Here is a 24,215-nt window from a genome sequence, read left to right as displayed (position 1 = left end):
ATAGCGACTTTTAAGCTAAAAAGTATAAACAGCGCAATAACTCTACTTAACATATGAGAATTCAATATCGATAGTTTGTAATGTAAACATTTGGGGGGAGTGCTAGTTCCCATAGCAGCATACAAACTAACAATGTGAATGTTTGAGTTGAATCACCAGCTAGCGAAATACAAAAGTTTTACGACTGAAAGTGGGTGAGGATGCATCTTAGCTCCAGTGAAATGAACACGATTAAGAATCATCCTTTTACATAATCTAAAAACTCACCAAACCTTAACCCAGATTAAAGTTTTGTCGTCTCCGAGGCATTAAGGTGCGCCTGTAGTTTGCAGGTCTCAAGGATTCAGAGAAGGAACAGCCATACATCGTGTATCGCTGTTCCTTTTTCGTTCTTGTTTACTTGCGAAAAGATAAAATATAAAGACAACTTTAAGAGGACTGGTTTTGAGCATTTTGTTTTCCGAAGCCCGCATTGGCAACATGATCCTAAAGAACCGTTTTGTGCGAAGCGCAACGTGGGAGAACATGGCGACCGAAGATGGTCACATGACGGTAAAGCTTTACGATATTTACGAAACGCTTGCGAAAGGGGAAGTTGGGCTTATTGTCACGGGTTATGCCAATATCGTTGAAGAAGAGAAACCCAACGCAGGTATGATGGGGATCTACAACGACTCTTTTATTGAAGAATACAAAAAGCTAACAGAGCTAGTACATCAACAAGATTCTAAAATCGTGATGCAAATTGCTTACGGTGGCACCAAAACCACCCATAACGTCGGTGAGCGTGTCATCTTCGCTCCGAGTGACGTGCCTGAGCGTGGTACAAATACGCAAGGCAAAGCGATGACAAAGGACGAAATAGACTACATCGTAAAGGCATTCGCATTGGCGAGCAAACGTGCTCAAGACGCTGGTTTTGACGGCGTAGAGATTCATGCGGCGCACACTTATTTAATTAACCAGTTTTTAAGCCCGTACTATAATCGTCGAGAAGACGAATATGGCGGTGACTTAGAAAATCGCATGCGCTTTCTTTTAGAAATTTATTCTGAAACCAGAAAGCTGGTTGGAAGCGAATTTCCCATCCTCGTTAAACTGACGGCAACAGAGTTCTTTGACGGCGGTTTAACGTTCGATGAAACTCGCGTCGTCTGTAAGAAACTTGAAGAAGTAGGCGTTGATGCGATCATCGTATCTGGCAATGTTCACGGCAAAGCAAACGAACTTGTTGGTCAAACGTTCGATGGTTACACACTACAAGAAGAAGGTTACTTTCACGAATATGGTCACGTGATCAGTCAGGACGTTAGCATACCGGTGATTACTGTCGGCGGGCTGAGCGACATTGATGCGATTGAGAAAATTGCAGAAAACACAGGTATCCAATTTTTTGCTGTGTCACGCCCTTTATTGGCTGAGCCACAGTTGATCAAACGTTGGAAAGAAGGCAATCGCGCACCAGTAGATTGCGAACGTTGCTCAAAGTGTCGTACCAAGCGTGGTAACTTTTGCGTGGTGTATAAGAACCGAAATCGTCGCAAAAAATAGAACGAAGCGAATACACAAATACAAATTAGCCTCCACTCTGAATATGGAGGCTTTTAATTATCCGCATGTTAATCGAACCATTATTTATCTTCTTTTTGATAGTTTAAATAATGCACACAAAGATCGTGAAATGCTTTAGCTTGAGGCGAGATCGTGCGATCGGTTAACGTAAATATACCAATTTGCCTTTCAAGTGGTGGATCGATAAGCGGAATCCAAACCAAGCGTGTTTCATTGGTTGGGAAAGCAAGCTTCGGTAGGGTCGTGACACCAATCCCAAGTTCTAAGACAGAAAACAGCGAAGTAATATTTTCGACCGAATAGAGCGCTTGCTGACTCAGAGCTCTTGCTGGGGTTGGATCGAGAAGTGTACAAGTGCCGTTACGGATAAAGGGTTGTTCCAACAAAGTTTGCCACTCGATTCCTTCTGGATGACTCGCAATAGGGTTGTCCTTTAAACACACCACGCCTATTGGATCGGCTAACAGCGGCGTAAAGTCAATGCCGCCCTCATCGAGGTGAGAGGGGTTACCGAGCGCTAAGTCGACCTCACCGGAGAGTAGGCGAGCCTCGACGCCAGCGGCATTATCGTCTATCAAGCTTACTTCTACATTTGGATACTGTTCGCAAAAGGCGCCCAACACGCTAGGAATGAGCTTCGCTGCAACAGAAGGAACGCTAGCAATTCGCACTCTCCCTTGTTGTCCGGCAGCGGCTGCTTTGAGATCGTTGTCTAGTGCACTGTAGATATTGAGAAACTGAACCACTTTGGGAAGACAAATTTCACCAAACGGGGTCAATTTGGTTTTGTTTCCGGGTTCAAACAGCGTTTGCCCTAGAATTTTTTCAAGCTCTTTTATCGATGTTGACAGTGCCGCCTGAGAACGATTTGCACGATGTGAAGCGGCTCGAAAGCCTCCTTCCTCGACTACCATCACAAAATGCATTAATTGTTGAAGCTTAATACTCATCCCTAATGCCTCCTAATCCCTTTATTTACGTTATTTTAAACAGGGTGATAAGTTTAATTTATCAAATGTCAAAAATTTACCGTTAGATTTATCGCCTGTCAATGTGCATCATTTAACCATATTGAAACAAAGCTGTTACAAAGGTTGAAAGGCACGTGAATACTCCTACTAAAAAACACCCAGTTAAAACCAGTCTATTTGCTTCTAAAGCGCCGCTTGAATGGGCGATAGTCAACAACGGAACCCTGTATACGGCTCAAATTCCTATTGATGACACAGGCGCGGTTGTGGAAGGCGGTATCGAAGCACAAACACGCCAAACCTTTAACAATCTCATTCACACCCTGGAGTGTGCAGGGGAGTCTTTGGACTCGGTATTACAGGTCCTGATTTACGTGACCGACAGAGAATACTTAAAAACCGTTAACCAAGTGTACGCGGAATATTTTGAAGCGCCGTACCCAAATCGCGCCGCCATGGTGGTTGCAGGGTTAGCGCGAGAAGAGATGTTGGTGGAGTTTGTTGTCTACGCGTCGGCAAGCCAACCAGAATAAATCCAATAAGAATAATTAGAGATCAGTGAGTGAGTGGCTTGCCATCACAAATCGGAAGAACAAGGAAAGAACCATGACTTTTATTAACAATGTTCAAGCAGAAAAATCCCTCTATATAGCGGGTGAGTGGCAATCGGGCATGGACACCATCGCCAATATTAACCCTTCTGATATCAGCGAAAACATTGGTGATTTTGCACAAGCGAGCGTGTCGCAAGTAGAGCAAGCTATTCAAGCGGCTAAATCAGCGCAGCCAGAGTGGGAAAAAACACCAATCGAGCGCAAACAAGCAGTGTTACAAGCGATTGGTGATGAGCTCATTGCACGATGTGACGAATTGGGCACCTTGCTTTCGCGTGAAGAAGGTAAGCCATTTGCTGAAGGTCGAGGTGAGATTTACCGTGCTGGCCAATTCTTCCAATACTTTGCTGCTGAGGTTCTGCGTCAAATTGGCGATAACGCTGCTTCCGTCCGTCCAGGTGTCTCCGTTGAAGTTACTCGTGAAGCCGTCGGCGTTATCGCCATTATCTCTCCTTGGAACTTTCCAACAGCAACAGCGGCTTGGAAAATCGCGCCAGCACTTGCGTTTGGCAACAGCGTCGTCTGGAAGCCTGCCAACCTAACCCCAGCAAGTGCCGTTGCGCTGACAGAGATTATCCATCGCCAAGGTTTACCTGCCGGCACGTTTAACCTCGTTTTGGGTAGCGGTTCGCAAGTCGGTAATACCCTTATCAATTCGAAGGATGTGAACGGCGTGAGCTTCACTGGTTCTGTGGACACAGGCCGTAAAGTTGCAGCGGCAACGGCACCAAATTTTGTGCGTTGTCAGCTAGAGATGGGTAGCAAAAATGCGCTCGTAGTGGCAGATGATGCAGACATTCAAATTGCTGTCGAAGCAACAATCGCAGGCTCATTCTCGGGTGCAGGTCAAAAGTGCACCGCGTCTTCTCGTCTTGTGGTTATGGACGGAATTCACGACGCGTATGTTGAAGCGCTAATCCAACGCATGAGCGAACTTAAAGTGGGTCACGCACTGGAAGAGGGCGTGTTCATGGGCCCTGTGGTTGATGGTAACCAGCTGAATGCGAACTTTGAGTGGATCGAAAACGCACGCCAAGCAGGCGCGGAGCTGGCTTTCGGTGGTGAGCGTCTGAGCCTAGAGCATGACGGTTACTACATGTCACCAACTCTGTTTTTAAATACACAGAATGGCTGGGAAGTGAACCAAGAAGAAGTCTTTGCACCAATGGCGAGCGTGATTCGCGTTTCTGATCTGGATGAGGCAATTGCAGTCGCAAACGATACGCGCTTTGGCCTGACAGGCGGCATTATCACGCAAAGCTTGCGCAATAGCGCGATCTTCAAACAGCAAGTCCAAACGGGCTGCGTCATGGTTAACTTGCCAACTGCGGGTACAGATTATCACGTTCCATTTGGTGGTCGTAAAGAATCTAGCTTTGGTCCTCGTGAGCAAGGTCAGTACGCCAAAGAGTTCTACACCGTAGTGAAAACCGCTTATCAGCGTCCTTACTAAGATCGGCAGGGTAACTGATGGTGTCAGTTGCCCGCACGAAAAGGCTAAGAAATTGTTTAAGGAGTGGTTATGTACCAACAACGGATTGTGATTGACGGATTGCAGTACTGCAATTGGGATCGAGAGTATTTCCAAACGCTTAAGGCGAGTGGCATTACCGCCGTTCATGCCACCATCGTCTACCACGAAACTGCGCGCGAAACCTTAACGCGTTTTGCTGAATGGAACTTGCGCTTCGAGCAAAATGCGGACCTCATCATGCCTATTTATTCAATGGCAGATGTAGAAAAAGCCAAAGCAGAAGGCAAAGTCGGCATCTTCTTCGGCGCGCAAAATTGCTCACCAATCGATGATGAAATTGGTCTGATTGAAGTGATGCGCCGTCAAGGTCTGCTGATCATGCAACTGACCTACAACAACCAAAGCTTACTGGCGACAGGTTGTTACGAACAAAATGATTCCGGCGTAACTCGCTTTGGTAAGCAAGCGATTGAAGAGATGAACCGAGTCGGGATGATCATTGATATGTCCCACAGCGCGGAGCGTTCGACGTTGGAAGCTATCGAGCTCTCTTCGCGTCCAATTTGTATCAGCCATGCTAACCCGACGTTTGCGCATGACGCACTGCGCAACAAATCCAACACCGTGATCAAAGCACTGACGGAGCGCGGTGGTTTGATTGGATTCAGTTTATATCCATTCCATTTGCCAAATGGCAGCCAGTGCACGCTGGATGATTTCTGCCAGATGGTTGCGAAAACCGCAGACATGTTTGGCGTTGACCATTTAGGTATCGGTAGCGATTTGTGCCTAAATCAGCCGCAACAAGTGTTGGAGTGGATGCGCAACGGGCGTTGGTCAAAAGCGATGGATTACGGCGAAGGTTCAGCAAGTAACTCGGGATGGCCAGATGCGCTGCCATGGTTCTGCGGCAGCGCAGGGATGGAGAACATCTACAACGGATTAATGGGTCACGGATTCAGTGAATCTGAGGCTGGAAAAATATTGGGTGAAAACTGGTTCAACTTCCTTAAAGAAGGATTAGAGCCTATTTCATAGCATTCCCCAAAGTAGGAACCGCCTGTCCACATAATAACAATACGGCAGGCGTAAAACTCACATTTGTAGCCAGTCTTTGGCTGCTGCAAAGAACCTCTGGAGCCAGAGTATGTCTGATTTAACCAATAGCATGAAAGCTTCCACGATGAGCGTGTCATCGGGCAAGTCAAAAGCAAAACACAACACATCAACAACAGAAAACACGACGGACAAATTAGGACTGAATAACCCGGCCTTTTGGTATAGCGGTGGTTTCATCGCGTTGTTCGTTGCTATTGCACTTTATGACGGCGAGCTGTTATCTACGATCGTTAACGCTGGCTTTGGCTGGGCAGTTCAGGTGTTTGGTCCATACTGGCAGTTACTGCTGCTTCTCACTTTTCTTATTGGTCTTGGCTTGGCTGCAGGGCGAACAGGCAAGGTGATGTTGGGCGGGATTGCAAAACCAGAAATGGATTCTTTCCGCTGGATGGCGATTATTTTCTGTACCTTATTGGCTGGTGGTGGCGTTTTCTGGGCCGCGGCTGAGCCTATCGCGCATTATGTTAGCCCACCTCCTTTGTACGGCGCGCAAGATAACCCGCAGCAAGGTGCGGTGAATGCGTTGTCGCAATCCTTTATGCACTGGGGCTTTCTAGCTTGGGCGATTGTAGGTAGCTTAACTTCCATCGTGGTGATGCACCTACATTACGACAAAGGTTTACCGCTAAAACCCCGTATTTTGCTTTACCCAGTCTTGGGCGAACGAGCACTTAAAGGCCAACTCGGTGCATTGATTGACGCGTGCTGCATTATCGCGGTAGCCGCAGGCACCATCGGGCCAATTGGGTTTCTAGGCTTGCAGGTTAGCTACGCGTTAAATGCGCTGTTTGATATTCCTGATGGCTTTACCACTCAGCTTATCATCATCTTGTTTGCGATTGCTCTTTACACCTTGTCAGCACTCAGTGGATTAAGCCGAGGCATGCAACTGCTTAGTCGTTACAATGTGATTCTGGCAATGGCATTGATGGTTTACATCCTGTTTTTTGGCCCTACGAATTTTATCTTTAACGGATACATTCAAGGTGTAGGGAGCATGCTGGATAACTTTATCCCAATGGCGACCTACCGTGGTGATGAAGTTTGGCTAAGCTGGTGGACAGTATTTTTCTGGGGCTGGTTCCTTGGTTATGGTCCGATGATGGCAATTTTCATTGCGCGTATTTCCCGTGGGCGAACTATCCGCCAAGTCATTTCCACCATCAGTATTGTGGCTCCGCTCACCACCTGTTTTTGGTTCACGATTGTAGGCGGCTCAGGCCTTGCGTTTGAAATTGCTGAACCGGGTAGCGTGAGTGCGGCGTTCGAAGGCTTTAACCTGCCAGGTGCTTTGCTTGCGGTGACTCAGCAACTACCAATGCCAATGCTGACTTCAATTCTATTTCTGATTTTAACCACGATCTTCATCGTCACGACGGGCGACTCAATGACCTACACAATCAGTGTCGTGATCAGTGGTGAAACGGAGCCGAATGCGATCATCCGTACCTTCTGGGGCGTAATGATGGGTGTGACGGCACTAATCCTGATTTCTCTTGGCTCTGGTGGCATCTCTGCACTGCAATCTTTCATTGTGATTACCGCGGTTCCGGTTTCGTTGATTCTGTTACCGTCACTTTGGAATGCGCCGCAAATCGCAATCAAAATGGCGAAAGAGCAAGGGCTATAACAACTATCTAACTCAAACAACGTGGAGCTTGTGCGGGTGTTTTCCTCCTGCATCCGCACAAACCCTAGTATTCTTACAATAACAAATAGGTGGTGAGCAAAATGGATGCACATCGTTCTACTTATACGGAAGCAACTATGCGCGATGCAGCGATTGTCATGGCAGCCGAAAGGCTTGGCGCAATGCACCAAAACCGAATCAGCTTTGTTCGCAGTCTGATTCGTAATATGGCAAGCCAAAACTGGCAAGTAACCAAGCATGAGTGGCAGCTTTGTCCTCGTGGTTATGGTCATGTGATTTACAAATTGACCACGCCAGAGCACGTTTATCATTTGGTGGTATTCTGTGATGAAATTGCCGACGACGAGCGTAATGATCGCGTAATTGCTGAAAAGTGGGACGTCACATTTGCACTGGTTCAAGGCGATGTTGATGTTACTTTGTTGGAAAGATTGCGAGAAAATGTACCGCTGCAAGAAGCGGGACGTAATCCAAACAACGTACTTGTTCTTGCTCGCGCAAACAAAAGTGTGCGCGTGTTTGAGCACATTGTTAGCGCGCTTTCTCAAGGCGAGCAGCCTGAGCCGAAAGAGTTAGCGGAAGTGGGTTATATCCTGCGTACCACAGCTGTTTATGGTAACGGAAAGTTTGGTATCGCCGATTTCAAACTGTTAGAGAATAACTCAGATTTCAGCCAGTCTTTTAGTGCGCAAATGTGTGCCGTATATATGTTGCGTGAATTCAGCCTAGATTGGGTGCACTATCTGGCACTTCAACAAGGTGGCGACAACGCGGTGGCTTTGCATCGTGGCTTGCAGCGCTACCTTGGTGTCGGTAATGCTACTGGCTTAGGCATGGCTCCATACTTGATTAATCACCCGTGTATTGTTGACCAATGGATGACCTCTCGCGAACGTGCGGTAGCGCGAGTCTTTGCGATGCCGTGTGAAGCGTCGTTCCATGCTCCTTTGCAAGGATTGCTGCAAAAAGCACAGCGTCATTTAGAGCAAGTCATCACCATTAATGAACATCAAGACAGGCTCAATCATCAAGCGATAGCAGACATCAAACAACTGCTATCGGAGCTAACAACGTTAATGGCATTACATCCGAACTGGGCGAGTTTGGTCGAGCATAAGAAAACAATGAGTGTGGAAGCCCAAGAAATCCTCACCTCTTGCTTGATCGAACTCTACCCATCTTTGGTGGACGAATTTGCCAGCCAAATGAATACGGATGAAACGTTATCTATTCCGGGCGGGAAAAAGATCCATGACTTACTTGAGGTGCTGCAAAGCAAATACCGCTGGGCGATTAATGCGGATTACTCACTAGCCGAGAACAACTACTGGTTCTGGTATCGCTCACAAGATAAAGAAGAGCCAAGGCTTGGTGTTCGTGGGGAAGAGGCAGGAGAAGAAAAAGAACTGCCGCTTGATATCGGCAGACAAGTGAATCGCTTGTACCACGCCTTGCTTGGTTGTGATGAAGAAATTTCCGTAGCAGAGTTTCTATTGCAAAAACCGGCTTATCGTTCGATCACACGTCGCGTATGGACGCTAGGCAACCGTGCGATGGGGGATATTCAAATGAATGTGCTGCGTAAAGATGCGTTACCAATGCACTTACTGCGCTGTAAATTGGCGATCTTTGGCGCGACTAAATTTGATCCGCGCTCGGATCGTTGGGTTCGAGTAACTTTCTTCCAAGGTGCGCCGCTGTTGGATGAAATTCACGACCCTAAATTGGCAGACACATGGATTTTCCCTAGCATGCCGCCACGTGACGAAATTGCGCAAAGTGATAATCAAAAAATCAGTGGAGGATTTGCATTATGATCGTCTCTCATAACGAATTGGTGGCCGCGGTTAATAAGGCATTTCTTGGCATGCGCCGTCACTGTGGTGAGGCGGATGTCATTGCGAACATGGTGGCGGACTTGCAAATGGTTGGCTTACATGGAGTTCGCCATTTTAATAACGCGAGTCTGTTTCTTGGGTTAGATTCAGACTGCGCCGTATCGGTGACCAACAGCACGCCGTCAAGCATAGAGGTAGAACTGCACAACGGGAGTGTAGCGTGTCATTTGCCCGCTGTGTTGGATTTCGCGCTCGAGAAAATGATCAACCGTAAGTCGATTACCATTACGTTGAAACAGTGTCATAACCGTTGGTTGGGTTTCAGTGAGTTGTTGAAGCTCTCTGCGAAAGGCATCGCGTGTCGAGCACAGTGGGTCAATGGCTCTAGTCCCAAGCGAACGCTTTATGTGTTAAACCGCGGACGAATCGCACCAGAAGTCTTTTTCTCGGATCAGTTTGATGGGCATGATACGGATTTGCATAGTATGGTTATCGAGCTCTCCGTGAACGATTTCGATATCGAGAAAAGTGCACAAGGATATACCACCCACATTGAAGGCGATGAGTTAAGCCGTACGCAACAAGCTTCTTGGCAAAATGGTATCTTTGTCGAAGACCAAGAATGGGAAACACTGAAACAAACCGCAACCGCGTTGCTGGTGGAGAACAGTGAGCGTTCTATGCTCGGTGCTGGTGGTGTGGTTTAAGCTATGAAAGGCGATGATTCCAAGTAGAAGTGATGAAGGCTGCTGTTTAGCGGCCTTTTTTGTGCGCGATGTTCAGTCACTTCTGAAGTTCAAAGACTATGATTACCGTTATCCGCAAGATGGAGCAACACAGGTAAGAAAAATGGATCTGCAAGAGAATAAAAGAAATGCCATTGCGTTTTACGAAATCGCCTATAGAGGTAACCCAAGAAAGGCAGTTGAAGACTACGTAGGTGATGAGTACATCCAGCACAATCCATTAGTTGGAAATGGCCCCGAGGCTTTTATCGAGTATTTTGAGCGGATGCAAAATGAGTATCCCGATAAAGATATTACGTTTGTGCGAGCCATTGCTGAAGGGAACTTGGTGGCACTACACACTCACCAAACATGGCCTAATGATATTGAATACGTGACGATGGATTTCTTTCGTTTTGATCATAATGGGAAGATTGTTGAACATTGGGACGCTCTGCAAGAGATACCCAAAGAAACATTGAATGGTCACACCATGTATTAACGAGTCGTTGACGAGTCTCCCATGCCGTTTATTCAAACGGTATGGGAGGTTAAATGATTTGTGGCACTCGAAGTATTAATCATCAAAGCGCTTTTTCGATTCTCACCGCGACGTCTTCAGATACCCAGCCTTTCCACAAGTCAGGGTAGGTATTAAAGAAGTAAAACATCGCTTCTTCACCGTCCGCGTAGTTATCTTCCATCCAGGCCAGCATTTCACTCATTTGCTCGTTGGTAAATCCGCGTTTCTGCAAGTACGCGAATGCTTGGGGTTCTTTGCTCGCAAACGCCTCAGTTGTTACTGTGCGAACTGGAGAAGGTGGGTACATTGTTACTTTTGGTGAAACGCAATCAGGCTGGGTGGTACAGTTGCGATACTCTTCTAAATCTGTTCCGCTACCAAAATCCACTTTGACCATATCATACTTGCCCAATACGGGGGTCGGTGACCAGTAGTAACCAAACCAAGGCATTTTGCGATCATAGGCTTTAGCGATGGTGCCAGCTAGTGCTGCGCCAGAGCCTGGGTCAACCATCTCAAAGCCGTGCTCACTTAACCCTAATGCATTAAACAAGTGACCGGAGGTGATTTGGCATGTCCAACCAGCAGGGCAGCTATAAAACGCGAACTTGTCATCATCTTCTGGGTGTTCAAATAGTTTGGCGTGCTTGATGACGCCTTCTATCGTCGCGAGTTCTGGATACTGTTTTACCAGATAGGCGGGAACCCAAAAACCTTCTTCACCACCATTGACAAGCGATTCACTAGCGATACGCAAGCGTTTATCCGCAATCCCTTTATCAAGTGCTTCTTTAATACCGTTTGTCCATAACTCTGGCGCAACGTCAGGCTGTCCCTTTTCAATCATAGAGGTGCCTGTAGGAACGCTATCACCAGGGATCAATTCCGCATCGCACTGGTAGCCTTCATTTAAGACAAATTGGTCGATGTGCGCCATTAAGCTGGCCGAATTCCAATTCATGTCTGCGATGGTTATTTTTCCGCATTCGTCCGCATTTGCATGAGTAGATAATGCTGATAGCAGCAGAACAGAGAGCATTGAAGGTGTCGTCTTCATGTGACTGAATTTCCTTGTCGTTGTCATTTACTTCAGTATATACATCGGTTTATAAAGATTCAGTGAACAAGTTTTTTTCAGTGACGTTAAGCATAAAAACGGTGATTTATGAAGCGTTTGGTGAGAAGGGTTTAAAGGGCGTTAATACAGCAAGAACACTCCTTCGTAGCCGCCAATCTCAATATGAGAAACATAGTCGCCGATGTTACCGTCTTGATCTACAGGTTGCATAGGCTCTGGAAGCACGATTGTCATCTTCGGTGAGGTGAAATAATCGATATTCTTGCCAAAGAAATCAGTTCGATACAGCACTCGGCCTTTAGTGAATTCGCGGGCTAACACCATCTCCGTAGGACCATGCACCACCACCGTATCGTCTGAGTGATACGCAAAGTACGTATGGGTTGGTAACAAATCGATAGCGCCATTGGGCAAGTCAGGATGAGCCACTTTGCTCATAGAAGCATCTCCAATCACCGTGTAATCGGCAGGATAGGGCGTGCTGGTGGACATCATTACCGGAGTCGCCTGATACCCCTCTGGTATTTGATTGGCAGGCTCTCCCAAATCAACGGCAAGCAAGGTGCTAGGTTGATAAGCAATATTCTTTGGTACGCCTGCCTTCCAGAAGTTGTCACTTGTTGTGTTATTACTTCCATATAAGTAGCCATTGTTCCACTGATTAAAGTAACTGCGCTCAGGGTGATAGTTTAAGTAGAACACTGCTAGTGCAGAGTATTGGTCCTGTTTCCAATTGTTTTCTGTGTTCCCAAAGTATTGAACGCGACCATAACGCGTTGTCGCTTGATAAATCACTTTCTGGCCAGCTTTGGCGAGTGCAGAGTTATCCCAAAACTTAGCTAACCCAGCATAGCCACTAAAGCCGGTAGAAGGGAAAAGGTAGTGCTCGCGCAAGTACAAGGAGCCAGCGTTAACCAAGTGGTTTTGCCCATTACGACCGAATAAGTTTGCCGTACCTATGTTGAGGCCAATTAACGCATCTTCATCCAGCGTTGCCAGTTTATTCAAGAACGCCGAGAATTGCGCTTTGTACGCATCGTCAGCAGCTTGGCTACCCGCCACCAAACCAAGCTCATCCACCGTACCACCGGAATAAACGTAGAACTGATTTTCTCCGAGTAACTTATTCGTGTCGTCGTTGTACGCACCATTTAAACCTTGTTTCGCCCATTCAGCTTGGTAATAGTGGCGCATTGTATTGGTAAAAACGGGATTACCGAGATTGGTCAATGCCCAAGAAGAGGTTTGATTCCACATACGACCAAATGGAATAACCCGTGACTCCCAACGAAATCGTGCCGTTGCATTCTTATTCGAACGGTTTTTGTATTCATTCCAAGAAAGATAATTGTCTTGGTTTCGATCTGCAGATTTGTCAAAGCCACGAATTTTACGCCAGCGTTGAATGGTTTGACCTTCAGGTGTCTCCGTTGGTGCTCCTGAGATATTGACGGCAGGGAAGCTATCTTTGAGTTGAATGTTTTCGAGACGTGGGCGGTTTTCTATGTTGTCGTCATGCCAAGTAATTTTCGCAACGTAAAGGCGGCCGCCGTCGCGTAAAAAGGTGGAGCCAAAGTACTGACCGCCACCATAAGTTTTTCCGCTACCATCATGCGTTGTAGCGCGAACCCAATCCAAAGGAACAGACCAGCTTACTGTTTGGTTTTTAGTCATGTTCTCAGTTTTGTCTTTTTTAATCGCGAAGCTTTTCCATTCAGTTACCCGACCAAACGAGTCGATAGCAGAAGGGTATTCAATCGTGAAGCTGCCGCCTTGAGCAAACTGAGAGAACGTAAATGCTAAGCGGTCGAACTTCTCTGAGTGATAAACATAGAGCGCGCCACCATCATTCGCCTGACCAAATACGTCAGCATCCCATGGTGGCTGTTGATATAGCCAAAAACCGGCGTGGTCAGCACTGGCGGTATAACCAACGATCATCGGTTTTCGATTGAGTAAGGTATTTTCACCATGGCTAGAGTCTACCTCTGCGATGATGGTGTTTTCAGAAAAGTGGAGAAAGAAATCTTCGTAGTCAATTCCACTCAGTTCTGCTTGGTTACGTATATCGTTTTCCAGCCAACCTGAGTTAAGTTCCAGCTTTTGGTTGTACATGTAACCAAGCGCTTTTACACGCTCGTTATCACTCTTATTTTCGTAAGCTCCAAACACAATATCGGCATTATCCAACTCCCATTCAAGTGCAGCGGCAGCAGAGATAGGCTTATCTTGAAGATCAATACCCTGTTCATGCAATCCAGGTAACACGATTGCTGTTCTACTCCAAACGCTGGGTATAGAAAGTAAGCTCAGAGAAGCAAGTGCAATGAGAGAAAAACAATGCGACTTCAACATGGGGTTATCTCACTCATACTTAGATGACTCGAATTAAGGGCCGGAATACAAAGAGAAATTATAGTCCATTCACAAAGTCCTAATCAGGAACCCGCCGATAGAAGGCTTTACCGGAAATCGAGGGGGGAAGCCCGGCAAAAATGAGAAGGTCTGCGTCGGGTGTAGTACGTTCAAAGACTCAAAATTCCGTCTACACAAGCACAAAATTAACCAGAATTTTAACCTTGTTTCGATTGCCATCATATTGTTGGATTTTCATCAACAATTTCAGTTAAAACCAACTGATTAAACCAGTCATATTCTCTGTTGTATTGATTGCTTATCATACAAAAATTTAACAAAATTAATTTTTATACATTTTTATTGCATAAAAAATCCTTTTGAGTAATATAAATGCCAAGTGACAATTAATGCGGTATGTCAGCATGACTATTCAGGTAAGCGGAATCAATAAATCCTACGGTGAGACACAAGTGCTTCACGATGTCAGCTTTAAGTGTGAAAGCGGCGAAACACTGGTGTTACTTGGTCCAAGTGGTGCAGGGAAGAGCTCTCTACTACGTGTTCTTAACCTTCTTGAAGGTGCGGATAACGGCAAGCTAAACATCGCAAATGATGTTTTTGATTTCTCTACTGAAATCAAAGAGAAACAAGGTTTAGCACTTCGTCGTAAAGTAGGCATGGTGTTCCAGCAGTACAACCTATGGCCGCATATGACAGTGATGGAGAACCTGATTGAGGCTCCGGTAAAAGTCGCTGGCATGGATAAAGAAGAAGCGAAGAAGCAGGCAATGCAAATTCTCGCGACGCTGCATTTGGCAGACAAAGCGGATGCATGGCCGATGCAACTTTCTGGTGGTCAGCAACAACGTGTGGCGATTGCTCGTGCATTGATGATGAAACCGGAAGTCTTGCTTTTTGATGAACCGACCGCTGCGCTTGATCCGGAAATTACTAACCAAGTCGTTAAGATTATTAAAAATTTAAGCGAAACCGGAATTACACAAGTAGTTGTGACGCACGAAGTGGATTTCGCCAAGAAAATCGCTAGTCACGTACTGTATTTAGAAAAAGGACACATCGTTGAGCACGGCACAAATGATTCGTTTTCTAACCCGCAAACCGCCCAGTTTGCTGACTACTTAAATCACTAAATCACGTTTTTAAAGTTCAGTCTATTTAACAGATAAGCTCGGCTGTCATTGCGAGTGTCAGCCCACTAAGTACACACGGAGTATTGCAATGAAAAAGATTCTACTAGCTTCACTAATCGGACTTGTCTCAGCGAACGCAGCAGCACAAGAAGAGATCAAATTTGCGATGGAAGCGACGTACGCCCCATTCGAATACATGGATGAAAACAACCAAATCCAAGGTTTTGATGTGGATCTGGCGAATGCACTATGTAAAGAAATCGAAGCAAAATGCACCTTCCACAACCAATCTTTTGACAGCCTGATCCCAGCATTAAAATTCAAGCGCTACGATGCGGCAATCTCTGCAATGGACATTACTGAGGCGCGTTTGGAGCAAGTGAATTTCACGAATGCATACTATGACAACTCAGCAGCGTTTGTTTCTATCAAAGAAAAAGTGGCTGATCAAAAAGCACTAGAAGGTAAGCGTGTTGGTGTTCAAAACGGCTCAACACACCAAAGCTACCTGATTGAGCAAATGCCGGGCGTAACCGCGGTTCCTTACTCAAGCTACCAAGACGCGTTCATCGATATGAAAAATGGCCGTATTGATTCTGTATTCGGTGACACAGCAGTCGTAGCAGAATGGTTCAAGAAAGAAGACAACCTAGCTTACGTGGGTGAGCACATCACTAACCCTAAATACTTCGGTAACGGTTTCGGTATCGCAGTAAATAAAGGTAACGACGAGCTAGTGAACAAGCTGAACACAGCACTGAAAACAGTGAAAGCAAACGGCGAATACGACGTAATCTACAACAAATACTTCGGTAAGTAATATGGCACTAACGGGTTACTCTTTATCGCTTGTTCAAGCTAGTTGGATGACTGTCCAGCTAGCCTTCACAAGCCTCTTAGTCGGTTTGATTCTGGCAGTGGTATTCGCCAGTGGTGAAATGTCTCGCCGCGTTTTCGTTAAATGGCCAATGACGGCGTTTGTGACGATTGTACGTGGCTTGCCAGAAATCCTTGTCGTGTTGTTCATCTATTTTGGTTCGACGCAGGTTCTGTTTTTAATCACCGGCGACTTTATTGAAGTTAGCCCGTTCTTGTCTGGCGTGGTGGCGTTGTCATTGATCTTCGCTTCCTACGCTTCTCAAACTCTACGTGGCGCATTAAAAGCCGTTGGAAGAGGGCAGAGAGAAGCAGCAAGTGCACTCGGCATCAGTCAAGCACACGCTTTCGTTCGCATTGTTTTACCACAAGCAGTAAGACACGCACTACCAGGTTTAACTAACCAATGGTTGGTTCTGCTGAAAGACACCGCGCTTGTATCACTGATTGGCGTAACGGATTTGTTGAAGCAAGCGCAGCTAACATCTGCAGCGACGCATGAAGCGTTTACATGGTACGCGACCGCTGCGGCGATTTACTTAGGCATTACTTTGATTACACAACGTGCCGTCAAACTGATTGATAAGAAGTTCTCAATTCAAGGTATGAGCATGGGACAGGAGGCCACCGCATGAACGAACAACACGTTTGGCAAATGCTGGATGGCTTAAGCACTAGCCTTCAATTGACCGCCGCTTCCTTGGTTGTGGGCTGTCTTTTAGCTTTGATGATGACGCTGACTCTGATCCTGCGTACTCCGGGTTTGCATTGGGTAAGTCGTGGCATCATCACCTTGTTCACTGGTACGCCTTTGTTGGTACAGATCTTTTTGGTGTACTACGGTCCTGGTCAGTTTGACGCAGTAAGAGAAAGTGTATTCTGGACATGGTTAAGCCAACCTTGGTTCTGTGCGATGTTGGCGTTAGCGTTGAATACCGCTGCATACAGCACTCAGTTGTTCAAAGGAGCGTTTAACGCGATTCCTTCCGGTCAATGGCAAGCGTGTCGTGCTCTGGGTATGAACAAAACCGCAACGCTAAAAGTGCTGCTACCATACGCTATTCGTCGTGCTGTTCCTGCTTACTCGAACGAAGTGATTTTGGTCTTCAAAGGCACGTCACTAGCAAGCACGATTACGATCATGGATCTGATGGGTTATGCGCAGCGCATTAACGCACAAACCTACGATACGTTGACGGTATTTGGTATTGCAGGCGCATTTTATTTAACGGTAAATGGTGTGCTAACTCTCATTTTCCGTCAGGTAGAGAAGAAAGCATTGGCGTTCGAAGCCGCATAATCCTTCAATCAACACTCATCATTTAGTTCCACAGTGCCTCTGCGAATGGCTCTCTTGCAGGGGCATTTTTTATATTCGTCATGGCAAATTCCTTAAGTTCCCCCAAACTTAATTCAACGCAATTGTATTGGTGGCACCATGGAAAGAAGACACTTTTTAGCGCTGTGGACATTGTTGTTCGCCCCCTCTTTAAAAGCGAAAACACCAATGCGGCCAACGCCAGCACAAACTGAAGGGCCATTTTATCCAGTAGTGGATATTCCTCTTCGTCAAAACTTGATTCTGCAATCAGAAGGCTTGGTCGGTGAACCTATCGTGTTGCAAGGCAGAGTAGTAGATACATCGGGAAACCCTGTCTCAGGCATCAAAGTAGAAACCTGGCAATGCGATGGGCAGGGGATTTACGATCATCCTAAGCAGCCAAATAATGATAAGTTTGATGCTCACTTTGCAGGCTTTGGCGCATTCGAAACTCAATCGGATGGTCGCTACTTATTCCAGACTTTGTATCCTGTGCCTTATGCCTCTCGTCCTCCGCACATTCACGTTAAGTTGTGGCGGGATAACCAAGAGCTTCTGACCACTCAGTTGTACTTAAAAGGCAATACTGGTGATGAATGGTGGGGTGGCAAAGCCCGTGATTATCTACAGTTTGAAACCATACGAATCGACGGGCGATTAACGGGCGAATTCAACTTTGTGATTGGTTAGCGAATTCAGTTAAGCCATTAACTCAACCAATTGCGCCAAGCATTCTTTATCCAGTATCGGATGAGGCTCGACGCCCGTGACCAAAACGATATCCACGGAAGGCAGCGATGGCATATCGCCTAAGATCTTAAGATCCTCGCTAACGCTAACACTGCCCATCGCACCGATAGCCATGCCTGAACGTACAATTGCTCGTTGTGCAGAAGCCGTATTGCAACATGCCAGTAGTTGATAAGGAGTGCCACGTTTGGTTAATCCGTCTACTGCTGCCGCATGGTATTTACAGTCGGTTTGGAATAGGGCGAGAGGGAGAGGTTGGGCGTTCTCAATGTCAAAATCAGGATGAGCAATCCACACGCCTTTGTCGCTTGCTAGCCAGTAACCTTCCTCACTGTCCGGTGCTCTTGTCACAATAGCGGCGTCTAGCTTTCCTTCATCAAGTTTTTCTCTCAAGGTGATGCTTGGCTCACTGAAGACTTGAATTGAACATGTGGGCTCAGATTGCTGTAATACGCGGATGACTTTAGGCAGGATATTGTCGTTGTAATCCTCGGGGCAACCTAAGCGAAGAGGGCGCTTGTTTTCATAGCGCTTCACTTGTTTCAGTGCTTGATTGTGCAAGTTAACCAATAGTTCGGCGTGAGAGCGCAGTGCCAGTCCCGCTTCACTCAATACTAGGTTGCGACCTTCTTTTTCAAACAAACTGACGCTGAGTTCGTCTTCTAGCTTACGCATTTGAGCACTGAACGCGGATTGGGTGCGATTGATCTGCTTGGCTGCACGAGTGAAACTGCCCGTTTCGACAAAAGCAAGAAAGCTGCGCAACGCATCGATATCCATATCTAAAACTCATCCATCGTTTTTGTTGAAGTGTTCCATCAAAACTATCCGTTAGTCCCCTTAAATACAATCAGATATTATGGATGGGTACTCAAAACACGAACCGCATGGAGGCGTCATGAAACTGTTTATTGCTAATCAAAACTACTCAAGCTGGTCACTTCGCGCATGGCTGATCTTTTCTCAATTCAAACTGGATGTGAAAGTCACCAAGCTCAATTTATTCACAGAAGATTTTTATAAGACCTTGGAAGATATTACACCAACCGCGAAAGTCCCTACCTTAGTGGATGGTGACGCAACCGTGTGGGATTCATTAGCGATTTTGGAATACGTTAACGAGCAATACTTACAAGACAAAGCATGGCCAAGTAAGTCTGCAGAACGGGCTAAAGCACGCGCCATCGCATCAGAAATGCATTCGGGTTTCTTTAACTTAAGAAGCGAACTCCCAATGAACATCCGCGCACGCAGAAAAGTCGATCTAACGGATGGTGCGCGTAAGGATATTGCGCGTATTGATGCCATTTGGGCTGAGCAAGCCAAACTGTATCCCAACGGTTGGCTATTTGGAGAATGGTCGATAGCTGATGCTATGTATGCACCTGTGGCATTGCGTTTCCAAACTTACGGTATCGAGTTATCCGAAGGTGCCAAAGCTTACCAACAGAAGGTGCTAGCAAGTGAATCTTTACAGCAATGGTTGGAAGAGGCGAGCCAAGAAACGGATATCGTAGAAGAGGACGAGGCAGGGGAAGAAGTATAAGCGCATCTTGCGATCGCCTGTAGCAAGGGAAAGCATGACAAAGCACGCTTTCCTCTTCTAGGATGGTTGTAGTTTCCGGCGCGTTTAAGCTAGGTGTTCAACAATCGCTCTGCCTACGCCGTGTGCGCTCGTTGGGTTTTGACCTGTGATGACACGATCATCCACAATTACAAACTCTTGCCAAGGTTGCACTTTAGAGTAGCGCGCTGCGCTGCGTGCAAGAGATTCTTCCAATAGGAATGGGATATCGTTGATGGTGCCGAAGTCGATCTCTTCTTCGCGAGTGAAACCTGTCACTGATTTAGACGCAAGTAGCTTCTCGCCATTGCTAAGCGTGATAGGAAGAAGAGCGCCCGGACCATGACAAACTGCTGCCACAATACCGCCTTCTTCATAGTGTTTTGCGGAAATCTTGGCAAAATCTTCGTTGCTCGCTAGGTCTGAAAGAAGACCAAAACCACCCGGATAGAAGATCGCATCGTAGTTGTCACCGTTGATTTGTGACACTGGAATCGTGTTGTTGATGCGGTTCTGGAAATCATCATCCGCCAAAATTTTCTCGTTCACTGCGTCGCCTTCGATGTCGGTTCCGTACAGTGGTGCTTGCCCGCCTTTGATAGAGGCAATGTCGTAATCGAAGCCTGCACCCAGCAGTTCGCTAAGGGCATGAGTGAGCTCTGGCGCGTAAGTTCCGTTTGCTTGGTCAGTTTCACCTAGGGTCGCATGGTTCGTCACAATGATGAGTACTTTCTTCATGATGGTTTCCTTTTTGGCTTACGTGTATTTGTTGAACACCTTCATACTAATTGCTAAACAAATAAGTGATAATACAATTAATTGGCAAAACATTATTGCTATATAGCAAAGGTAAGTATGGACAGTTTTGAAGGTATCAATGAGTTTGTTACGGTTGCTGAGAGCTTAGGTTTTTCTGCAGCGGCAAAACAGTTAGGTTGCAGTACCAGTCATGTCAGTCGTCAAGTCACAAGGTTAGAAGAGCGATTAGGTGTCGCCTTGTTAGCCCGTTCGACAAGAATGGTGAGTCTAACGGAAGCAGGGCAAGCGTATTATCAGCAGTGTAAAGAGTTGGTGATTGGGCTTCAGCAAGCGAATGAACAGCTCACCACGCAGCAAACTCAACTGAGTGGTACGTTACGCGTGAGCGCCGCTGGTGCGTTTTCTGAGAACCATGTAGCGCCTGCCTTGATGGCGTTTGCCAAGCAACATCCTAATCTCACGGTAGAAATCAACTTCAACACCAGCATGGTCAACTTTATTGAAGATGGCTTCGATTTCGCTATTCGTTACGGAAGGTTGAGTGATTCAGGCTTGGTTGCGAGAAAGCTGGTGGATCGTCCCATGGCAGCGGCAGCCAGTCAGCGTTATCTCGATGAACATGGTTTGCCAACGCACCCCGAGCAACTCAAGCGTCATAGCTGCATTATTGCCAACAAAGACGTTTGGTTGTTTGAAAAAGACGGCAAGCCTTTAGATGGCGTAAAAGTGCAGGGCAGATGGAAGAGCAATAACGCACACACGGTCTTGCAAGCCTGTGCAGAAGGATTAGGTGTGGCGTACTTACCGAAGAGCAGTTTCAACGATGCTATTTCGTCTGGTCGTTTGGTGCCAATCCTAGAGCCCTATTGGGGAAGTGGCAACAGCAGCTGGATTGTTTATCAGAATCGTCACTTTCTGCCACTACGAGCGCGATTGGCTATCGACTTCTTGCTTGATCATTTTGCCGATTGGCAGGAGTAATGAGGCTCTGCCAATCGGTTTGTTTATCCATTTGTTAGATCGTCAACATACTAACGTATCTACATGTTTTGATAGCTCGGTCCACCGCCGCCTTCTGGTGCTTTCCATGTGATGTTTTGTGAAGGATCTTTGATGTCACAGGTTTTGCAATGCACACAGTTGGCGGCATTTATCTGAAACTTCAACTTATTGTTCACTTCCACCACTTCATAAACCCCAGCGGGGCAATAGCGCTGACTTGGTTCGTCATACATACCTAAATTCACATCAATTGGAATGTGAGGGTAAGTCAGAACAAGGTGACAAGGTTGATTCTCTTCGTGCTGTGTTCCCGACAAAAATACCGACGAAGGCTTATCAAAACTGATTTCACCATCTGGTTTTGGGTATGCAATTGGGTGGCACTCTTGTTTAGGTTTTAACTGCTCATGATCGTGCGAATAGTCCTTGATAGACCAAGGTAACGGCTTCTTAACCAGTGGTTGCCACAGGTTGTGTTCAAAAGTCGAAAGAGCACCACCAAGTATGCTGCCAAACTTATGAATGTTCGCGCCAAAGTTACGCGTTTCGGCGAGTTCGTCATACAACCATGATGATTCAAACAACGACTGGTAGTCTGGCTCAGAAGCTCCAGTTTGTCGGGCCGTATGTACCGCTTCTGCTGCAATGATTCCGGACTTCATTGCTGTGTGGCTGCCTTTAATTTTTGCGACGTTCAAAGTCCCCGCATCACAACCAATCAATAAACCGCCAGGGAATTGCTGTCTCGGCAGAGAGGAAAGCCCACCTTTCGCAATGGCTCTTGCGCCGTAAGCGATGCGCTGAGCACCTTTCAAATGTGGTTCAATAGCAGGATGGTGCTTAAAGCGTTGAAATTCGTCAAACGGACTCAAGTAAGGATTGCTGTAATTCAAGTCGACAATAAGCCCGACGGCGATTTGGTTGTTCTCCATGTGATAGAGAAAACCGCCGCCTGTAGTATTTGTTTCACTCAAGGGCCAGCCAGCGGAGTGGATAACACTGCCAGATACATCCTTACTGTCAGTGGGTAACTCCCATATCTCTTTTAGGCCAAGCGCGTAGTGCTGTGGTTGCTTTCCTGCGTCTAGGTCGAACCTTTGAATAAGTTCTTTACCCAGATGTCCGCGACAACCTTCAGCAAAAAGGGTGTATTTTGCCCTTAGCTCGATACCTGGTTCAAAGTTAGGTTTGGCCTGGCCGTTCTTATCTAGTCCCATATCGCTCGTGTTAATGCCTGTCACGGCGCCAGTCTGATCATAATTGATGCTTGCAGCGGCAAAGCCCGGAAAAACTTCCACCCCAAGATTTTCTGCTTGGTTAGCGAGCCAACGGCAAAGGTTGGCAAGGCTAATTACGTAATTATTCTCGCCATTTATCATTGGACGCGGTGTAAGGAAGTGGGGAACGCGAATATGGTTTTGTTCAGTAGTAAGATAAAGGAAATTATCTCGTTGAACCGAGGCTGCTAGCGGGGCCTCCATTTCTTTCCAATTGGGGAAAAGCTCATCTAAGGCACTAGTTTCAAAAACAGCGCCAGATAAAATATGTGCGCCCACTTCTGAGCCTTTTTCTACAACGCAAATTGAAAGTGCGTCACCTTCACTGTCTTGGCTGAGTTGAGCTAGCCGACAAGCGGCGCTTAAGCCTGCAGGTCCGGCCCCCACGATCACGACATCAAACTCCATGCATTCTCGTTCCATCTCTATGCTTCCTTTCTATTATCGTCATCTGCGTGACAGGTTTTTGGTTTCTATACAGAAAACTATAGCTCAGTTGACGTTAACGTGAAGTGGACTAAGCTCAAGTAATGGATCTGACGTGTTATATGAGGCATGACCATGGAAGACCGACCATTAGCAACACTTGTGCTCGCAGAGCATGACAACCAATCGTTGGCTGTAGGGACGCTGTGTGCAATTAAAGCGGCATTTGAGATTAAGGATGATGATAAATCGCTTCCTGTTTCTGTGTTGCTTATTGGTTATCAGTGCCAATCAGTTTTGGATGAGTTGAATTGTGTTCAAGGTGTTGCAGAAATTATCTGGGTTGATGCGAAGGGATATGAACATGGATTAGCGGAAAATATCGCACCTTTGATCTCACAAGTAGCCAAAAACTACTCACACATTCTTTCTCCTGCCAGTACATTTGGTAAGAATGTGATGCCTCGTGTGGCGGCGTTGCTTAATGTTGGTCAACTTTCTGACGTGATGACAATCGAGTCTATCGATACGGTGATTCGTCCAATTTATGCTGGAAATGCATTGGCGAGAGTCACGTCGAATGACCCCTATAAAGTGATGACCATAAGAAGTACGGCTTTTGATGCCGCAGAGATATCTGACACGCCAGTTGTCCCTAAGCTTACTCAAGTCGACACGGTGATTATCAATAAACTTAGTGAGTTTGTTTCGCAACAAACGCCAGAAAGTGAGCGACCAGAATTGCCAGCGGCTAGAGTAGTGGTGTCGGGTGGTCGTGCATTCGGGAGTAAAGAGAAGTTTGTTTTAGTAGAACAATTGGCTGACAAGCTAGGTGGAGCGGTAGGGGCGTCACGAGCGGCGGTCGATGCGGGCTATGTGTCTAATGACCATCAAGTCGGGCAAACCGGCAAAATTGTTGCACCGGAGTTATACATTGCCGTCGGAATTTCTGGCGCGATCCAGCATTTGGCGGGAATGAAAGATTCCAAGGTGATTGTTGCAATTAATAGCGACCCTGATGCGCCTATTTTTGACATTGCAGATTATGGATTGGTCGACGATTTGTTTGTGGTAATGCCTGAGCTGTTAGAGAAGCTGTAGATATAGTCTTGCTTCCTAAAACAAAAGGCTTCCGGACTGGAAGCCTTTATCATTTGATTTTTATA

22 protein-coding genes are annotated in these 24,215 nt (G+C 46.4%); 16 read left to right on the top strand and 6 right to left on the bottom strand.

Going from position 1 to position 24,215, the window contains the following annotated elements; all coding sequences use genetic code 11:
- The first annotated feature begins 444 nt into the window (after window positions 1–444).
- Entirely contained in the window at window positions 445–1,551 is a 1,107-nt protein-coding gene (locus R7R24_RS03680) for an NADH:flavin oxidoreductase (RefSeq protein WP_054579004.1), read from the top strand.
- Window positions 1,552–1,631: 80 nt separating this feature from the next.
- Here the strand turns inward: R7R24_RS03680 and R7R24_RS03675 are convergent, their stop codons facing one another.
- Window positions 1,632–2,522, bottom strand: coding sequence for a LysR family transcriptional regulator (locus tag R7R24_RS03675; RefSeq protein WP_005375788.1), 891 nt, complete (start codon window positions 2,520–2,522; stop codon window positions 1,632–1,634).
- A gap of 155 nt (window positions 2,523–2,677) precedes the next feature.
- Here R7R24_RS03675 and R7R24_RS03670 point away from each other — a divergent pair, with 155 nt between their 5' ends.
- The 7 genes from R7R24_RS03670 to R7R24_RS03640 all read left to right on the top strand — a co-directional run bounded on the left by R7R24_RS03670 (window position 2,678) and on the right by R7R24_RS03640 (window position 10,466).
- On the top strand, window positions 2,678–3,076 hold the full coding sequence (locus R7R24_RS03670; RefSeq protein WP_005375789.1) for a RidA family protein: 399 nt from the start codon (window positions 2,678–2,680) through the stop codon (window positions 3,074–3,076).
- 73 nt (window positions 3,077–3,149) lie between these two features.
- Window positions 3,150–4,610 (top strand): aldehyde dehydrogenase family protein, encoded by a 1,461-nt coding sequence (locus R7R24_RS03665; RefSeq protein WP_005375790.1) that lies wholly within the window; start codon window positions 3,150–3,152, stop codon window positions 4,608–4,610.
- A 69-nt stretch (window positions 4,611–4,679) separates the two neighbouring features.
- Window positions 4,680–5,669 carry a membrane dipeptidase gene (locus R7R24_RS03660; RefSeq protein ID WP_053303711.1) on the top strand — a complete coding sequence of 330 codons (990 nt, stop codon included), beginning with the start codon at window positions 4,680–4,682 and terminating at the stop codon, window positions 5,667–5,669.
- 109 nt (window positions 5,670–5,778) lie between these two features.
- Window positions 5,779–7,380: a BCCT family transporter gene (locus R7R24_RS03655; protein ID WP_054579003.1), complete on the top strand. Its 1,602-nt coding sequence runs from the start codon at window positions 5,779–5,781 to the stop codon at window positions 7,378–7,380.
- A 101-nt stretch (window positions 7,381–7,481) separates the two neighbouring features.
- Window positions 7,482–9,218, top strand: a complete 1,737-nt coding sequence (locus tag R7R24_RS03650; RefSeq protein WP_154203910.1) for a hypothetical protein — start codon at window positions 7,482–7,484, stop codon at window positions 9,216–9,218.
- Window positions 9,215–9,946 (top strand): DUF3726 domain-containing protein, encoded by a 732-nt coding sequence (locus tag R7R24_RS03645; protein WP_025767672.1) that lies wholly within the window; start codon window positions 9,215–9,217, stop codon window positions 9,944–9,946. The genes R7R24_RS03650 and R7R24_RS03645 overlap by 4 nt, the downstream gene beginning before the upstream one ends.
- Window positions 9,947–10,088: 142 nt before the next feature.
- The gene (locus tag R7R24_RS03640; RefSeq protein ID WP_191115848.1) at window positions 10,089–10,466 is read left to right on the top strand and encodes a nuclear transport factor 2 family protein; all 378 of its coding nucleotides are present in this window, start codon (window positions 10,089–10,091) and stop codon (window positions 10,464–10,466) included.
- A gap of 82 nt (window positions 10,467–10,548) precedes the next feature.
- On the opposite strand, the gene R7R24_RS03635 is transcribed toward R7R24_RS03640, so the two are convergent.
- Both R7R24_RS03635 and R7R24_RS03630 read right to left on the bottom strand, forming a co-directional pair.
- On the bottom strand, window positions 10,549–11,544 hold the full coding sequence (locus R7R24_RS03635) for an ABC transporter substrate-binding protein (protein WP_104980766.1): 996 nt from the start codon (window positions 11,542–11,544) through the stop codon (window positions 10,549–10,551).
- 141 nt (window positions 11,545–11,685) lie between these two features.
- Complete coding sequence (locus R7R24_RS03630; RefSeq protein WP_191115840.1) at window positions 11,686–13,920, bottom strand: hypothetical protein; 2,235 nt, start codon at window positions 13,918–13,920, stop codon at window positions 11,686–11,688.
- A gap of 425 nt (window positions 13,921–14,345) precedes the next feature.
- Here R7R24_RS03630 and artP point away from each other — a divergent pair, with 425 nt between their 5' ends.
- From artP to R7R24_RS03605, 5 genes are all read left to right on the top strand, one after another.
- Window positions 14,346–15,074, top strand: a complete 729-nt coding sequence (gene artP, locus R7R24_RS03625; RefSeq protein WP_086013014.1) for an arginine ABC transporter ATP-binding protein ArtP — start codon at window positions 14,346–14,348, stop codon at window positions 15,072–15,074.
- A gap of 88 nt (window positions 15,075–15,162) precedes the next feature.
- On the top strand, window positions 15,163–15,894 hold the full coding sequence (locus R7R24_RS03620; RefSeq protein ID WP_054579000.1) for an arginine ABC transporter substrate-binding protein: 732 nt from the start codon (window positions 15,163–15,165) through the stop codon (window positions 15,892–15,894).
- A gap of 1 nt (window position 15,895) precedes the next feature.
- Window positions 15,896–16,585 carry an arginine ABC transporter permease ArtQ gene (artQ, locus tag R7R24_RS03615; RefSeq protein ID WP_005388570.1) on the top strand — a complete coding sequence of 230 codons (690 nt, stop codon included), beginning with the start codon at window positions 15,896–15,898 and terminating at the stop codon, window positions 16,583–16,585.
- Complete coding sequence (artM, locus tag R7R24_RS03610; protein ID WP_053303703.1) at window positions 16,582–17,250, top strand: arginine ABC transporter permease ArtM; 669 nt, start codon at window positions 16,582–16,584, stop codon at window positions 17,248–17,250. Before artQ ends, artM begins: the two co-directional genes overlap by 4 nt.
- Before the next feature lie 138 nt (window positions 17,251–17,388).
- On the top strand, window positions 17,389–17,961 hold the full coding sequence (locus R7R24_RS03605; RefSeq protein ID WP_054578999.1) for a protocatechuate 3,4-dioxygenase: 573 nt from the start codon (window positions 17,389–17,391) through the stop codon (window positions 17,959–17,961).
- Window positions 17,962–17,970: 9 nt separating this feature from the next.
- On the opposite strand, the gene R7R24_RS03600 is transcribed toward R7R24_RS03605, so the two are convergent.
- Entirely contained in the window at window positions 17,971–18,801 is an 831-nt protein-coding gene (locus R7R24_RS03600; RefSeq protein WP_191115838.1) for a LysR family transcriptional regulator, read from the bottom strand.
- A 118-nt stretch (window positions 18,802–18,919) separates the two neighbouring features.
- Between R7R24_RS03600 and R7R24_RS03595 the strand changes: the two genes are divergently transcribed.
- Window positions 18,920–19,567, top strand: coding sequence for a glutathione S-transferase family protein (locus R7R24_RS03595; RefSeq protein ID WP_054578997.1), 648 nt, complete (start codon window positions 18,920–18,922; stop codon window positions 19,565–19,567).
- Window positions 19,568–19,651: 84 nt separating this feature from the next.
- On the opposite strand, the gene R7R24_RS03590 is transcribed toward R7R24_RS03595, so the two are convergent.
- Window positions 19,652–20,323, bottom strand: coding sequence for a type 1 glutamine amidotransferase domain-containing protein (locus R7R24_RS03590; RefSeq protein ID WP_054578996.1), 672 nt, complete (start codon window positions 20,321–20,323; stop codon window positions 19,652–19,654).
- 117 nt (window positions 20,324–20,440) lie between these two features.
- Here R7R24_RS03590 and R7R24_RS03585 point away from each other — a divergent pair, with 117 nt between their 5' ends.
- On the top strand, window positions 20,441–21,325 hold the full coding sequence (locus R7R24_RS03585; RefSeq protein WP_005388553.1) for a LysR family transcriptional regulator: 885 nt from the start codon (window positions 20,441–20,443) through the stop codon (window positions 21,323–21,325).
- 59 nt (window positions 21,326–21,384) lie between these two features.
- Here R7R24_RS03585 and R7R24_RS03580 read toward each other — a convergent pair whose 3' ends face one another.
- Window positions 21,385–23,046 carry an electron transfer flavoprotein-ubiquinone oxidoreductase gene (locus tag R7R24_RS03580; RefSeq protein ID WP_017821213.1) on the bottom strand — a complete coding sequence of 554 codons (1,662 nt, stop codon included), beginning with the start codon at window positions 23,044–23,046 and terminating at the stop codon, window positions 21,385–21,387.
- A 138-nt stretch (window positions 23,047–23,184) separates the two neighbouring features.
- On the opposite strand from R7R24_RS03580, the gene R7R24_RS03575 reads away from it, so the two are divergent.
- A complete protein-coding gene (locus R7R24_RS03575) occupies window positions 23,185–24,150 on the top strand; it encodes an electron transfer flavoprotein subunit alpha/FixB family protein (RefSeq protein WP_136976437.1) in 966 nt (321 codons plus the stop codon).
- Window positions 24,151–24,215: the final 65 nt, after the last annotated feature.

The sequence above is a fragment of the Vibrio sp. 704 genome (assembly GCF_033339295.1).
This window is presented reverse-complemented; position numbering and strand designations above follow the sequence as displayed.